This window comes from Caulobacter sp. FWC2 (assembly GCF_002742625.1).
Taxonomy (GTDB): Bacteria; Pseudomonadota; Alphaproteobacteria; order Caulobacterales; family Caulobacteraceae; genus Caulobacter.
Window position 1 is genome coordinate 1,651,461 of the sequence record NZ_PEBF01000001.1, and the last position, 13,012, is coordinate 1,664,472.

13 protein-coding genes are annotated in these 13,012 nt (G+C 67.0%); 4 read left to right on the top strand and 9 right to left on the bottom strand.

All coding sequences use genetic code 11. From position 1 onward, the window contains the following. Positions 1 to 54: 54 nt before the first annotated feature. From clpA to CSW62_RS08135, 5 genes are all read right to left on the bottom strand, one after another. Positions 55 to 2,385, bottom strand: a complete 2,331-nt coding sequence (gene clpA / locus CSW62_RS08110) for an ATP-dependent Clp protease ATP-binding subunit ClpA (RefSeq protein ID WP_099576688.1) — start codon at positions 2,383 to 2,385, stop codon at positions 55 to 57. Positions 2,386 to 2,397: 12 nt separating this feature from the next. Further along, entirely contained in the window at positions 2,398 to 2,727 is a 330-nt protein-coding gene (gene clpS, locus CSW62_RS08115; RefSeq protein WP_099576690.1) for an ATP-dependent Clp protease adapter ClpS, read from the bottom strand. A 239-nt stretch (positions 2,728 to 2,966) separates the two neighbouring features. Continuing rightward, positions 2,967 to 4,223: a DNA polymerase IV gene (locus CSW62_RS08125; RefSeq protein ID WP_099576693.1), complete on the bottom strand. Its 1,257-nt coding sequence runs from the start codon at positions 4,221 to 4,223 to the stop codon at positions 2,967 to 2,969. A 10-nt stretch (positions 4,224 to 4,233) separates the two neighbouring features. Then, entirely contained in the window at positions 4,234 to 5,124 is an 891-nt protein-coding gene (locus CSW62_RS08130; RefSeq protein ID WP_099576695.1) for an ROK family protein, read from the bottom strand. After that, positions 5,121 to 5,768, bottom strand: coding sequence for a hypothetical protein (locus tag CSW62_RS08135; RefSeq protein ID WP_099576697.1), 648 nt, complete (start codon positions 5,766 to 5,768; stop codon positions 5,121 to 5,123). The genes CSW62_RS08130 and CSW62_RS08135 overlap by 4 nt, the downstream gene beginning before the upstream one ends. 115 nt (positions 5,769 to 5,883) lie before the next feature. Here CSW62_RS08135 and divK point away from each other — a divergent pair, with 115 nt between their 5' ends. Beyond that, positions 5,884 to 6,264, top strand: a complete 381-nt coding sequence (divK, locus tag CSW62_RS08140) for a cell-cycle response regulator DivK (RefSeq protein ID WP_099576699.1) — start codon at positions 5,884 to 5,886, stop codon at positions 6,262 to 6,264. After that, positions 6,261 to 7,625 (top strand): PleD family two-component system response regulator, encoded by a 1,365-nt coding sequence (locus CSW62_RS08145; protein ID WP_099576701.1) that lies wholly within the window; start codon positions 6,261 to 6,263, stop codon positions 7,623 to 7,625. Before divK ends, CSW62_RS08145 begins: the two co-directional genes overlap by 4 nt. 123 nt (positions 7,626 to 7,748) lie before the next feature. Here the strand turns inward: CSW62_RS08145 and rpmG are convergent, their stop codons facing one another. From rpmG to CSW62_RS08160, 3 genes are all read right to left on the bottom strand, one after another. Beyond that, the gene (gene rpmG, locus CSW62_RS08150; RefSeq protein ID WP_004620056.1) at positions 7,749 to 7,916 is read right to left on the bottom strand and encodes a 50S ribosomal protein L33; all 168 of its coding nucleotides are present in this window, start codon (positions 7,914 to 7,916) and stop codon (positions 7,749 to 7,751) included. 81 nt (positions 7,917 to 7,997) lie between these two features. After that, positions 7,998 to 8,459, bottom strand: a complete 462-nt coding sequence (locus CSW62_RS08155) for a DUF6265 family protein (RefSeq protein ID WP_099576703.1) — start codon at positions 8,457 to 8,459, stop codon at positions 7,998 to 8,000. 22 nt (positions 8,460 to 8,481) lie between these two features. After that, entirely contained in the window at positions 8,482 to 9,210 is a 729-nt protein-coding gene (locus CSW62_RS08160) for an NUDIX domain-containing protein (protein WP_099576705.1), read from the bottom strand. 120 nt (positions 9,211 to 9,330) lie between these two features. Between CSW62_RS08160 and CSW62_RS08165 the strand changes: the two genes are divergently transcribed. Further along, a complete protein-coding gene (locus tag CSW62_RS08165) occupies positions 9,331 to 10,629 on the top strand; it encodes an amidohydrolase (protein WP_099576707.1) in 1,299 nt (432 codons plus the stop codon). A 76-nt stretch (positions 10,630 to 10,705) separates the two neighbouring features. On the opposite strand, the gene CSW62_RS08175 is transcribed toward CSW62_RS08165, so the two are convergent. Further along, positions 10,706 to 11,875: a pyridoxal phosphate-dependent aminotransferase gene (locus CSW62_RS08175; protein WP_099576709.1), complete on the bottom strand. Its 1,170-nt coding sequence runs from the start codon at positions 11,873 to 11,875 to the stop codon at positions 10,706 to 10,708. Positions 11,876 to 11,928: 53 nt separating this feature from the next. Between CSW62_RS08175 and CSW62_RS08180 the strand changes: the two genes are divergently transcribed. Next, the gene (locus CSW62_RS08180) at positions 11,929 to 12,960 is read left to right on the top strand and encodes an SGNH/GDSL hydrolase family protein (protein WP_099576711.1); all 1,032 of its coding nucleotides are present in this window, start codon (positions 11,929 to 11,931) and stop codon (positions 12,958 to 12,960) included. Positions 12,961 to 13,012 lie beyond the last annotated feature (52 nt).

Sequence of the window (13,012 nt, forward strand, 5' to 3'; positions counted from 1 at the left end):
ACGAAAAAGGGCCCGGATTGCTCCGGGCCCTTCGCTAGGTCTTTAGACCTAAGCCTATTCGACCAAAGCCGGTTCGGCTTCGTCGGTCTTGCTGGCCTTCGGGTCCGGCGTGCTCTCGATCTCGAAGGCGATCTTGCCGTTCTCGAGCACCACCTTGACGTGGCCGCCGCGAACCAGGCGTCCGAACAGGATGTCGTCGGCCAGGGGCTTCTTGATGTGCTCCTGAATGACGCGACCCAGCGGGCGGGCGCCGTAAAGCTCGTCGAAGCCGTTCTTGGCCAGCCAGTCGGCCGCGTCGTCGCTCAGCGAGATCGTCACGTTCCGGTCGGCCAGCTGGGCCTCCATCTGCATGACGAACTTCTGCACGACCTGGCGGATGATCTCCGGCGTCAGCGGCTTGAAGGCCACGACCGCGTCGAGGCGGTTGCGGAATTCCGGCGTGAACAGGCGCTTGAGGGCGGCCTCTTCCTCGCCGACTACCTTGTCGCGACCAAAGCCGATGGACTGGCGTTGGGCGTCCGAGGCGCCCGCATTGGTGGTCATGATCAGGACCACGTTGCGGAAATCGACCTTCTTGCCGTTGGAGTCGGTAAGAACCCCGTGGTCCATGACCTGCAGCAGGATGTTGTAGACGTCCTGGTGAGCCTTCTCGATTTCATCGAGCAGCACGACCGCGTGCGGGTGCTGGTCGACGGCGTCGGTCAGCTGGCCGCCCTGGTCATAGCCGACATAGCCGGGAGGGGCGCCGATCAGGCGGCTCACGGTATGGCGCTCCATGTACTCGGACATGTCGAAGCGGATCATCTCGATGCCGAGCGTCAGGGCCAGCTGCTTGGCGGCTTCGGTCTTGCCGACGCCGGTGGGGCCGCTGAACAGGAACGAGCCGATCGGCTTGTCCGCGTCGCGAAGACCGGCGCGGGCCAGCTTCATGGCCGAGGATAGCTGCATGATCGCGTCGTCCTGACCGAACACGGCGCGCTTCAGGTCCGTTTCCAGCTCCTTCAGCGCCTCGGTGTCCGACTTGCTGACCGACTTGGGCGGGATGCGGGCGATCTTGGCCACGACGGCTTCGATCTCCTTGACGCCCAGGACCTTCTTGCGACGGCCTTCCGGCAGCAGCATCTGGCCCGCGCCCGCCTCGTCGATCACGTCGATCGCCTTGTCGGGCAGCTTGCGGTCGGTGATGTACTTGGCCGACAGCTCGACCGCGACCTTGATGGCCTCGGCCGTGTACTTCAGCTTGTGGAAGTCCTCGTAGTAGCTCTTCAGCCCCTTGAGGATCTTGACGGTGTCTTCCACCGACGGCTCGTTCACGTCGATCTTCTGGAAGCGACGGACCAGGGCCCGATCCTTCTCGAAGTGCTGGCGGAACTCCTTGTAGGTGGTCGAGCCCATGCAGCGCAGGCTGCCCGAGGCCAGGGCCGGCTTCAGCAGGTTCGAAGCGTCCATAGCCCCGCCGCTGGTCGCGCCGGCGCCGATCACGGTGTGGATCTCGTCGATGAACAGCACCGCGTTCGGGTGGTTCTCCAGTTCCTTGACCACCTGCTTGACGCGTTCCTCGAAGTCGCCGCGATAGCGGGTGCCAGCCAGCAGCGCGCCCATGTCGAGCGAGTAGATGGTGGCGCCGGCCAGGACTTCAGGGACCTGGTTGGTGATGATCTTGCGGGCAAGGCCTTCGGCGATGGCGGTCTTGCCGACGCCGGGATCACCCACGAGCAGCGGGTTGTTCTTGGTGCGGCGGCACAGGATCTGGATCGCGCGTTCGACTTCGTTCGCGCGGCCGATCAGGGGGTCGACCTTGCCCTGGCGGGCCTTTTCGTTGAGGTCGACGCAATAGGCCTCAAGGGCCTCGCCGCCGGTCTTGGCGTTCGGCTTTTCGCCGTCGTCCTCGGCCGAGTTCGAGCCTGCGTTGGCGCCCTTGACGTTCTTGGGCTCGGAGGCGCCGGCCTTCTTGGCGATGCCGTGGGCGATGAAGTTGACCGCGTCGTAGCGCGTCATGTCCTGCTCTTGCAGGAAGTAGGCGGCGTGGCTCTCACGTTCGGAGAAGATGGCGACCAGAACATTGGCGCCGGTGACCTCTTCGCGGCCCGACGACTGGACGTGGATCACCGCGCGCTGGATCACGCGCTGGAAGCCGGCGGTCGGCTTGGCGTCCTCGTCGTCGTCGACGACCAGCGAGGCCAGTTCGACGTCGAGATAGTTCGAGAGGCTCTTCTTCAGCGCGGTGAGATCGACGTCGCACGCACGCATAACTCCGGCGGCGTCCTCGTCGTCGGTCAGGGAAAGCAGGAGATGCTCCAGGGTCGCGTATTCGTGCTTACGCTGGTTGGCGTACGCGACGGCGCGATGCAGGGATTCTTCCAGGGGGCGCGAAAAAGAGGGCAATGGGTGGGCTCCTCAGTCCTTTTCCATGGTGCACTGCAGAGGGTGCTGATGGCGCCGCGCCGAGTCGATGACTTGCGCGACCTTGGTCTCTGCGACTTCGTAAGTGTAGACCCCGCACACGCCCACGCCGTTCTGATGGACATGGAGCATGATGCGCGTAGCGTCTTCACGTGACTTGTTGAAGAACCGTTCGAGCACGTAAACGACGAACTCCATGGGAGTGTAGTCGTCGTTGAGAATCAGAACTCGATAGAGCGAAGGCTTCTGCGTCTTCGGCTTCACTTCCGTGACGACCGAAGATCCTGCGCCGTTGCCTTGTCCGCCTTGCTTTCGCTCGGCCATCGACTTGTTCTCTCCCGGCGGGCAAATCACCCGCCTGTCTGAATTAGATATGGAAACGCGACGGCTTTGGAAGAGGCCGAGACACGTCTGCGCCGCTTTAGCACAGGGGCGCCTCGGAAAACGGCTTCACGATTGGGAGAGCGAAGGCCGCGCGCGAACGGTTCCGTGGGCGAAAGGTCCAAATGGTGCGCGGTATGATGTCGCGCAAGAGGGGAAGTCACTCTCCCGCCGCGACTCAGCTAGCGCCCCTTCAGCGCCCGCCCGCTGAACACGGCCGCCGCGCCGAACTTGCCGCGCAGGGCGTCGATGGCGGTCTCGTTCTTCAGGGTGCGGCGCTCGTCGTCGGCGAACATGTCCGAGCCGGCGGTCTCGGCGTCGACGAACTCGGTCAGGCCCGCGCCGATAAGGCGGTAGGACAGGCCCGGCTTCTCGGCCGCCAGCAGTTCGCGCGCCACCTGGAACAGGGTGCGGGCCGTCTGGGTCGGGATGGCCAGGGTGCGGCGGCGGGTGTGGACCTTGAAGTCGGGCGTGCGCAGCTTCAGCGTCGCCACGCGGCCGGCCACGCCCTCCGTGCGGGCCTGCTTGGCGACCTTCTCACAGAGAGGCCAGAGTTCGTCCTCCAGCGCGTCGCGTTTGTGCAGGTCGTCGTTGAAGGTGGTCTCGGCGCTGATCGTCTTGCGCGACTGGTCTGGGTCGACCATCCGGCTGTCCTGACCGTGGGCCAGGCGGTGAAGGCGCAGTCCGCCGGAGCCCAGGCGGCCCGCCAGCAGCTTCAGGTCGGCGGCGGCGATGTCGCCGACGGTCTTCAGGCCGATTTCCGCCAGGCTTGAAACCGTGGCCGGCCCCACGCCCGGCAGGATGCCCACGGGCTTGTCCGCCAGGAACCTCTGCGCCTCGGCCGCGCCGATCGCGGAGAAGCCGCGCGGCTTGTCCAGTTCCGAGGCGATCTTGGCCAGGAACTTGTTGGGGGCCAGGCCGATCGAGACGGTCAGGCCGATGTCACGCTCGATCTCGGCCTGCACACGCGCCAGCATCGCCGCCGGGGTCGCGCCGTGCAGCCGCTCGGTGCCGGTCAGGTCAATCCAGGCCTCGTCCAGGGACAGCGGCTGGATCAGCGGCGTCAGCCTGTCCAGCTTCTCGTGGATGCGCCGGCTGGCTTCCTTGTACTTGGCGAAGTCGGGCTTGATGACCACGGCGTCGGGGCACAGCTTCAGCGCCTTGAACATCGGCATGGCCGAGCGGGCGCCGCTCATGCGGGCGATGTAGCAGGCGGTGGTCACCACCCCGCGCTTGCCGCCGCCCACGATCACCGGCTTGTCGCGCAAGGACGGATCGTCGCGCTTCTCGACCGAGGCGTAGAAGGCGTCGCAGTCCAGGTGGGCGATCGACAGCGTCCCCAGCTCTTCATGGAAGATCGTGCGCGGCGAGTGACAGGACGGACAGCGCGCGGCCTTGGCCTCGCCCGTCCATCCGCAGTCGCGGCACAGGGACTTCATCGCCTGGTTCTCAGACTTCCTGCGGCCACAGCCAGACCGCGCCGCGCACGCCGGAGCTGTCGCCATGCACGGCCTTCTTCACGGGCGTCTCGAAGACGTCGGAAAAGACGTGCGGCGCGATGGCGGCGGGCAGGCGTTCATAGAGCGCGTCGACATTGGACATGCCGCCGCCCAGCACGATGACGTCAGGATCGATGATGTCGCAGATCGCGGCCAGGCCTCGGCCCAGGCGGTCGATATAACGGTCCAGGGCCGCGGCGGCCGAGGCGTCGCCGGCTTCGATGGCGTCCATGGCCTCGTGGCCGGTGGGGAAGCCCGCGTCGCGCGCGAAAGCCGGACCCGCGACCCATTTCTCCATGCAGCCCTTGCGGCCGCACCAGCACGCGGGACCAGGGTATTCTTCCGGCTTCGGCCAGGGCAGGGGCATGTGACCCCATTCGCCGCCGAAGCCGTTGTGGCCCTCGATGATCTTGCCGTCGACCACGACGCCGCCGCCGCAGCCGGTGCCGATGATCACCGCGAACACCACGGGCGCGCCGGCCCCCGCGCCGTCCGCGGCCTCGGACAGGGCCAGGCAGTTGGCGTCGTTGGCCAGGCGCACGGGGCGCGCCAGGCGTTGTTCCAGGTCCTGACCGAAGGGGCGGCCGTTCAGATAAACGCTGTTGGCGTTGCGGATCAGGCCGGTGCGCGGCGAGATCGAGCCGGGAATGCCCAGGCCCAGGCGCGCACAGGTCGCGCCCGCCATGCACTCCGCGTCGGTCAGCAGACCGGCGACCACGTCCAGCGCGGCGTCGTAGTCGCCAGGATTGGGCTTGCGCACCCGCGCGACGAACTCGCCGGTCTCGCTGAGGGCCGCGATCTCTATCTTGGTGCCGCCGAAATCGACTCCGAACCGGATCATGCGAACAGACGCTCCTCAATGGCGGCCTTCAGGCGGGGCCACTCGTCAATACGGACATGACGATCGGGCGCGGAAGGGGCGAACGGGCGCAGGCGCTCGTCGCTGACCATCTGGAACCGCCCGACGTCGGGCGCCTTCTCCGCCACCGATTCCAGCTGCGGCAAAAGGTCATCGATGAAGACGGCCTTTCCCGACGTGCGCGCGGCCAGCTCCGCCGCCGCCGGACCCTTGGGGCCGCTGTTGATGATCAGTGGGTAGTCGAAGCCGTGAGTCTTCAGCCACTTGGCGCGCGCCAGCCGGCCGTGCTCGGGCGCGTTGGTCAGGATCACCACCTCGGCGCGGGTCGAAAGACCGGCCAGGGCGTCGGCCGCGCCGATCGCCGGGACCAGATCATCGGCCCCGTCGCGGAAGAAATCGTCGAAAAGCACCTTGCCCGCGATCAGATCGAGGTGTTCCGTCTCGCCTGGGCGGTAGATGTTCTGGAACAGGGCAAAGCGATCAACACGCAGCTCGAAGCCATGGCGCGCGATGAAATCGCCGAAGCCGCGCATGAACTGCGCCAGCACCTCGTCGACATCGACAATGACCAGCGACGCGGTCGGCGTAATGGCGCAGGCTTGAAGGTCGGAGTAGCGTTGTTCCATGGTCTTATGGGTCTTAACGCGATTAGCGGGGGCTTAAGGATATTCGTGGCAACTGGTTCTGGAAGACGACGCGAATCCCTAGGCGTCGCCACGTGACCTTTTGGTCGGGGTAAGGATGACGAAGAAGGTCCTCATCGTGGAGGATAACGAGCTGAACATGAAGCTCTTTCATGATCTGCTCGAAGCCCAGGGTTACGAGACCCTGCAGACTCGCGAGGGTCTGTCGGCGCTGTCCATTGCCCGCGACAACAAGCCCGACCTGATTCTGATGGACATCCAGCTGCCGGAGATCTCCGGCCTGGAAGTCACCAAGTGGCTGAAGGAAGACGACGAGCTCGCCCATATCCCGGTCGTGGCCGTCACCGCCTTCGCCATGAAGGGCGACGAAGAGCGCATCCGCGAGGGGGGCTGCGAGGCCTATATCTCCAAGCCGATCTCGGTGGTCCACTTCCTGGACACCATCAAGCGGCTCCTGGACAAGGTCCCGGCCGCATGAGCGCCCGGATCCTCGTCGTCGACGACATCGAAGCCAATGTCCGTCTGCTCGAGGCCAAGCTGACGGCCGAGTACTATGAAGTCTCCAGCGCCATGGATGGCCCGACCGCCTTGGCCATGGCGTCTCGAGACCTGCCCGACATCATCCTGCTGGACGTGATGATGCCCGGCATGGACGGCTTCACCGTCTGTCGCAAACTCAAGGAAGATCCCGCCACCCGCCACATCCCGGTGGTGCTGATCACGGCCCTCGACGGCCGAGGCGACCGCATCCAGGGCCTGGAGGCGGGCGCTTCGGACTTCCTGACCAAGCCCATCGACGACGTCATGCTGTTCGCCCGCGTGCGCAGCCTGACACGCTTCAAGCTCGTGATCGACGAACTGCGCCAGCGCGAGGCCTCTGGCCGCCGCATGGGCGTGATCGCCGGCGCCGCCGCCCGCCTGGACGGCCTGGGCGGGCGGGTGCTGATCGTCGACGACAACGAACGCCAGGCCGCCCGCATCGCGGCCGAGCTGGGCGTCGAGCATCGCCCGGTCATCGAGAGCGATCCTGAAAAGGCCAAGATCAGCGCCGGCGGCCCCGTCGACCTGGTCATCGTCAACGCCGCCGCCAAGAGCTTCGATGGCCTGCGCTTCACAGCCGCTCTGCGGTCGGAAGAGCGCTCGCGCCAGCTGCCCGTCCTGGCCATGGTCGATCCCGACGATCGCAATCGCATGGTCAAGGCGCTGGAAATCGGCGTGAACGACATCCTGCCGCGTCCGGTGGACCCGCAGGAGCTGTCGGCCCGCGTCAAGACGCAGATCCAGCGCAAGCGCTACACCGACTATCTGCGCAACAACCTGGACCACAGCCTGGAACTGGCCGTCACAGACCAGCTCACGGGGCTGCACAATCGTCGCTACATGTCCGGCCAGCTCGACTCGCTGGTCAAGCGTGCGGCGATGGGCGGCGAGCCGGTCTCGGCCCTGCTGATCGACATCGATTTCTTCAAGAAGATCAACGACACCTTCGGTCACGATATCGGCGACGAGGTGCTGCGCGAGTTCGCCCTGCGCCTGGCCTCGAACGTCCGCGCCATCGACCTGCCGTGCCGCTTCGGCGGCGAGGAGTTCGTGGTGGTCATGCCCGACACCCAGCTGGCCGACGCCCTGCGCATCGCCGAACGGATCCGCAACCATGTCGCCGGCTCGCCCTTCAAGGTCGGGCCGACCAAGGAACAGCTGACGGTGACCATCTCGGTCGGCGTCTCGGCCACGCTCGGCCCCGACGACACCCCTGAAGCCCTGCTGAAGCGGGCCGATCAGGGCGTCTACCAGGCCAAGGCCTCGGGCCGGAACGCCGTGGTCGGCAAGGCCGCCTGACGGGCCTGGCGTATCGCTGAGGCCGCCTGGGACGTCATTTCCCGCTGATATCTTGAAGCCAGAATCAAAAACGCCCGGCTATCGCTAGCCGGGCGTCTTGATGTCGTAGCGCTGAAAGCGATCTTACTTGATCTTGCCTTCGCGGAATTCGACGTGCTTGCGGACGACCGGATCGTACTTCTTCAGCACCATCTTTTCGGTCTTGGTGCGGGCGTTCTTCTTGGTGACGTAGAAGAAGCCGGTGTCCGCCGTCGAGTTCAGGCGGATCTTGATTGAAGCCGGTTTGGCCATGGTCGAATCCCTGCGGTGGTCGCGCAGGTTCCCGCGCGTTGGAATTAAGAGGCGCGGAACATACTCATCGGGGACTCAAAGTCAATTGCCGGTCTGACAACGCCGGTAAGGAAAGTCGGCCGAACGCGCCTGTCCGCCGACGGAACCCTCGATCCGGGCCACCAGGGTGTCCTTGTCGACCAGGCGATAGAGAATCCGCTGCGGGAAGTCGTGCTCGGGCGCCTCGAAGGTCACGGCGTTCTCTGAGATATCCTTCATCGGGAAGGCGGCTTCGGTCTGGCCGGAGGGAATCGCCACGAACTGCGGCTTGCCGTCGGCGGCGGGCAGGATGCGCATGAACTCGTACTCGCGCAGCTTGCCATCGCGGACGCTGCGGCTCATGCCGATCATCGCGCCGCCGGCCGGCGCCAGCCACTGCTCCTCGATCTTCGTGCCGTTGGGCCGGGTCAGGGTCCAGCAGCCGGCGATGAAGCCCAGCTTGTCGATGTCGGATGGTGTGGGCGGCGTGGCGGCCAGGGCGACGGCGAGCAGTGTGGCGAGCATGTGCTTTCCCCCGGAAGCCGACCTAGAGGTGGGTCAGGCGCCGTTTACCATTCAGGAAGCGCATGAAGGGGGCGGGCCGTCCAGTGTCGGCGAGGCGCTGGCCGATCTCGTGGACCACGAAGCGGGTGATATTGGGCAGATCCAGCGCCATCGCCTCCTGGAAGTCGACCCAGGCGATCTCGTCCAGCTCGCCGCAGTCCGGCCGACGGTCCAGCGACAGCAGCGCCTCGGCCGGCGCCATGAAGAAGCGGGCGTCGAAGCGGCGCGGGCGATAGGGCGGGGTGATCGCTCGGGCCACGAAGGAGAGCGGCGCCAGGTCGGGCAGGGCGCCCTGGGCCAGGAATGGCCGCCAGGGCCCCGCGCCGGGCCGTACAGGAGCTTGGCGGGCCAGCAGCAGCCCTGTCTCCTCGAAGGTCTCTCGCACCGCCGCCAGGGCCAGGGCGCGGGCAAGGCGGGTTGGCGTGCGATGGCGAGGTTCCAGCTCCAGCCGCGCGGAGACGTCAGGCGCGAGTTCGGTGGCGCTGGGGGCGTCGTAGTCGGTGCGATCGACCCGGCCGCCGGGGAACACCCACTTGTCGGGCATGAAGGCGTGGCCGCCGTTGCGCCGCCCCATCAGCAGGCGTGGCTGCGGACCGTCGGTGCGAACGATGATCAGGGTGGCGGCGTGCTTGGGCGTCAGCGCCGCGCCGGTCTCGCGCACGGCGCCGTCGTGGATCGTGTCGAATTTCGCGTCGATCGGCGGCAGGCTCATGCGCTCAAGTTAGACCGATCCGCGAAGCTGCATAGAGCGACCCGACGTCAAGCCGGCGGACGCTTGACCCTTCGCCACGACGCGTCCCAAGGTCGCTGCGCTTTTTGGGAGGGGTTTGTGATGATCGGACGGGTTTCGGCGCTGGCGCTGGTGGCGGGCATGGCTTTCGGCGCGCCGGCGATGGCCGCGCCTTCCACCGCCAAGATCGAGGCTGCGGCCAAGGCGGTCCAGCCCAAGGTCATCGCCTGGCGGCGCGACATCCATGAGCATCCGGAACTGGGTAATCAGGAGGTCCGCACCTCGGCCCTGATCGCCAAGGAGCTGAAGGCCCTGGGCTTCGAGGTCCGCGAGAACGTCGGCAAGACCGGCGTGGTCGGCATCCTGAAGGGCGGCAAGCCGGGCAAGGTCGTGGCCCTGCGCGCCGACATGGACGCCCTGCCGGTCGAGGAAAAGACGGGCCTGCCTTTCGCCTCCAAGGTCACCGCGACCTGGGAAGGCAGGACGGTGCCGGTCATGCACGCCTGCGGTCATGACACCCACGTGGCCATGCTGCTGGGGACCGCCACGGTGCTGGCCGGCATGAAGGCCGACATCAAGGGCACGGTGGTCCTGATCTTCCAGCCCGCCGAGGAAGGCCCGCAGGCCGGCGAGGAGGGCGGCGCCAAGCTGATGATCCGCGACGGCGCTCTGGACAAGCCCAAGGTCGACGCGATCTTCGGCCTGCACATCGGCCCCGCCGACGCCAACCTGCTGAACTATCGCCCCGAGGGCTTCTACGCCTCGTCCGACCGGCTGACGATCACCGTTAAGGGCAAGCAGACCCATGGCGCGCGGCCCTGGGCCGGTGTCGACATGGCCAGCGTGGCCGCCGACATCATCCAGGCCACCAACCAGATCGCCGCCCGCCAGGTCGATGTCGGCGCCTCGCCCTCGGTGGTGACGATCGCCGTCATCAACATGGGCATGCGCCAGAACATCATTCCCGAGGACCTGAAGATGGAGGGGACCATGCGGACCTTCTCCACCGCCCGCCACGACGACCTGGTCGCCAAGATGCAGAAGGCCGTCGCCGCCATCGGCGACCGCTACGGCGCCAAGGCCGAGGCGGTGTTCAGCCAGCCCTATCCGGTGACCTACAACGACCCGGCGCTATCGGCCTGGGTCAAGGCCAGCCTGGAAAAGGCCTCGCCCGGCAAGGTCGACGACAAGGCCGCCCTGGTGACCGGGGCTGAGGACTTCTCGATGTACGCCGAGAAGGTCCCGGCGGTGTTCGTGCAGCTGGGCGGCCGCAAGGCGAACGTGCCGGCCGCCACCGCGCCGGCCAACCACTCGCCCTATTTCGATGTCGACGAGGCGGTGTTCGAGACCGGGGTGAAGGCCGAGGTGTTCATGGCGCTGGATTATCTGGAGAAGAAGTAGATCCTCCCCCGCGATGCGGGGGAGGTGGCCCAGAGGGCCGGAGGGGGCAAGCTGGATCGAGGCCGCATTGGCCCCCTCAGTCGCTCCGCGACAGCTCCCCCGCATCGCGGGGGAGCATCCTGTCGACGAACCACGGCGTCATCCGCTTCAGCGCCTCTTCGACCTCGGCCGTCGAGACCGCGAAGCTGAAGCGGATGAAGTGCTTGCCCTCGACCGGATCGAAGTCGACGCCGGGGGCGGTGGCCACGCCGGTGTCCTTTAGGAGCTGCTGGCAGAAGCCCAGCGAGTCGTCCGTCAGGTGGCCGATGTCGGCCCAGATGTAGAAGGCGCCATCGGGCGGGGCGATCTTGCGCAGACCGAGCGCCGGCAGGGCGTCCAGCATCCGCTGGCGATTGGCCCGATACACGTCGATATGAGCCTCTAGCTCGTCGATGCAGTCCATCGCCGCCAGCCCCGCGTGCTGACTCAGCGACGGGGCTGTCAGGAACAGGTTGCCGACATAGGCCCGGGCGCGCTCCAGGTCCTCGCCCAGCGGCGTCAGCAGCCAGCCCAGCCGCCAGCCGGCCATGCTGAAGTACTTGCTGAAGCTGTTGACGATCAGGGCGTCGGGGGCGAACTCCAGCATCGAGGGCGTGCGGCCCGTGTAGCTGAGGCCGTGATAGATCTCGTCGCTGATGATGCGGATGCCGCGTTCGCGGCAGACCTGGGCGATTTTCTCAAGCTCCTCGGGCGCGATGATCGTGCCGGTCGGGTTGGCGGGACTGGCGACGATGACGCCGGCCGGGGCGGGTTCCAGTTCGGCAAGATGCTTGGCGGTCAGCTGGAAGCGATCCTCGGGCCCGCAGGCGATCTCGACCGGCTCCAGGTGCAGGGCCTTCAGGCTGTTGCGATAGGCGACATAGCCGGGGCGGGCCAGGGCGATGCGGTCGCCGGGGGTGAACACGCTGGACAGCGCCAGCACAAGCGCGGGCGAGGCGCCGCAGGTCAGGACGATCCGCTCAGGCTCGACCGTGACGCCGTAGAGGGTCTGGTAGCGGTCGGCGATCCGCTGGCGCAGCAGGGGGCTTTCCCAATAGCCCATGGCCTCGGCGTCGAGGATCTCGTGGGCCTTGGTGATCGCCTTGCTCGGCGCGCCCGTCGAGGGCTGGCCGAACTCCATGTGGATGATCGAGGCGCCCTGCGTCTTCAACTGGTGAGCCAGGCGGCTGATGGCGATGGCGTGGAAGGGTTCGATCTCTGCGCGCATGGCTCTGCTTAGCGGGGTTTGACGCGGCGCGCATCCGGCTTGAGAAGGAGGTCATGCGCTTGCTGACTCTCGCCGTCCTCCTGGGTCTCGCGACCCCCGTCTTCGCCCAAAAGACCTGGGCCCAGACGGCGCTACCGCTGAACATCGGCGGCCGGGTCGCGCCGGCGCCGGACGGGGCGTACGAGTTCGGCTGGCCGGGGGTCTATTTCGAGGGGCGCTTCAAGGGGCCTTCGGTCGAGGTGGTGGTCGACACCGGCGCCGAGCATCTGGCGGTCAGCATCGACGGCGTGCGCAAGGCCGAGCTGACCAAGGCCGGCGAGCTTCACCTGCTGCTCGACCGCCTGGGTCCCGGCGAGCACGTCGTGCGCCTGGACAAGCTGACGGAAAGCCAGACGGGCTCGGCGCGGTTCGAGGGCTTCTTCGTCGGGCCAAGGGAGGGGGCCTTGCCGGCGCCCAGCCGTCCGCGCCGGATCGAGTTCATCGGCGATTCCTACACTGTCGGCTACGGCGTGCGCTCGACGAGCCGCGACTGCACGGAGCAACAGGTCCACGACCTGACCGACACCAGCCTGGCCTTCGGGCCGATCCTGGCCGGACGGCTCGACGCCGACTATCGGATCGAGGCCTTCTCGGGCCGGGGCGTGGTGCGCAACTACAATGGCTTGGCGCCGGGCGAGACGCTGCCGGTGCTATTGCCGCGCATCATCCCCGGCCAAGCCGAGCCACGCGTGGCGGCGGACGATCCCTGGACGCCGGACATCGTCGTCATAGGCCTCGGCACCAACGACTTTTCGACGCCGCTGCACCCTGGAGAGGCCTGGGCCGACGAGGCGGCGCTGCGCAAGGACTATCGGGAGCGCTACGTCGCCTTCGTCGAGGGCCTGAAGGCCAACCGTCCTGGCGCGCGGGTCTTCCTGATCGCCGGGGATACGTTCGACGTGGATGTCGGGGAGGTCGCGGATCGCACCGGCGCGACGGCGGTGCGGATCACCGGCCTGGATCGTGGCGCGTGCCACGGGCATCCGTCGGTCGCGGATCAGCGGATGATGGCGGATCGGCTGGAGGCGGCGATCGGCGTGAAGTAGATCCTCCCCCGCATCGCGGGGGAGGTGGCCCAGAGGGCCGGAGGGGGCTAGC

Bases quoted from the DNA above. Each gene is read 5' to 3' on its own strand.
- clpS (WP_099576690.1), bottom strand. From the start codon at position 2,727: ATGGCCGAGCGAAAGCAAGGCGGACAAGGCAACGGCGCAGGATCTTCG.
- CSW62_RS08125 (WP_099576693.1), bottom strand. From the start codon at position 4,223: ATGAAGTCCCTGTGCCGCGACTGCGGATGGACGGGCGAGGCCAAGGCC.
- CSW62_RS08130 (WP_099576695.1), bottom strand. From the start codon at position 5,124: ATGATCCGGTTCGGAGTCGATTTCGGCGGCACCAAGATAGAGATCGCG.
- CSW62_RS08135 (WP_099576697.1), bottom strand. From the start codon at position 5,768: ATGGAACAACGCTACTCCGACCTTCAAGCCTGCGCCATTACGCCGACC.
- divK (WP_099576699.1), top strand. From the start codon at position 5,884: ATGACGAAGAAGGTCCTCATCGTGGAGGATAACGAGCTGAACATGAAG.
- CSW62_RS08145 (WP_099576701.1), top strand. From the start codon at position 6,261: ATGAGCGCCCGGATCCTCGTCGTCGACGACATCGAAGCCAATGTCCGT.
- rpmG (WP_004620056.1), bottom strand. From the start codon at position 7,916: ATGGCCAAACCGGCTTCAATCAAGATCCGCCTGAACTCGACGGCGGAC.
- CSW62_RS08155 (WP_099576703.1), bottom strand. From the start codon at position 8,459: ATGCTCGCCACACTGCTCGCCGTCGCCCTGGCCGCCACGCCGCCCACA.
- CSW62_RS08160 (WP_099576705.1), bottom strand. From the start codon at position 9,210: ATGAGCCTGCCGCCGATCGACGCGAAATTCGACACGATCCACGACGGC.
- CSW62_RS08165 (WP_099576707.1), top strand. From the start codon at position 9,331: ATGATCGGACGGGTTTCGGCGCTGGCGCTGGTGGCGGGCATGGCTTTC.
- CSW62_RS08175 (WP_099576709.1), bottom strand. From the start codon at position 11,875: ATGCGCGCAGAGATCGAACCCTTCCACGCCATCGCCATCAGCCGCCTG.
- CSW62_RS08180 (WP_099576711.1), top strand. From the start codon at position 11,929: ATGCGCTTGCTGACTCTCGCCGTCCTCCTGGGTCTCGCGACCCCCGTC.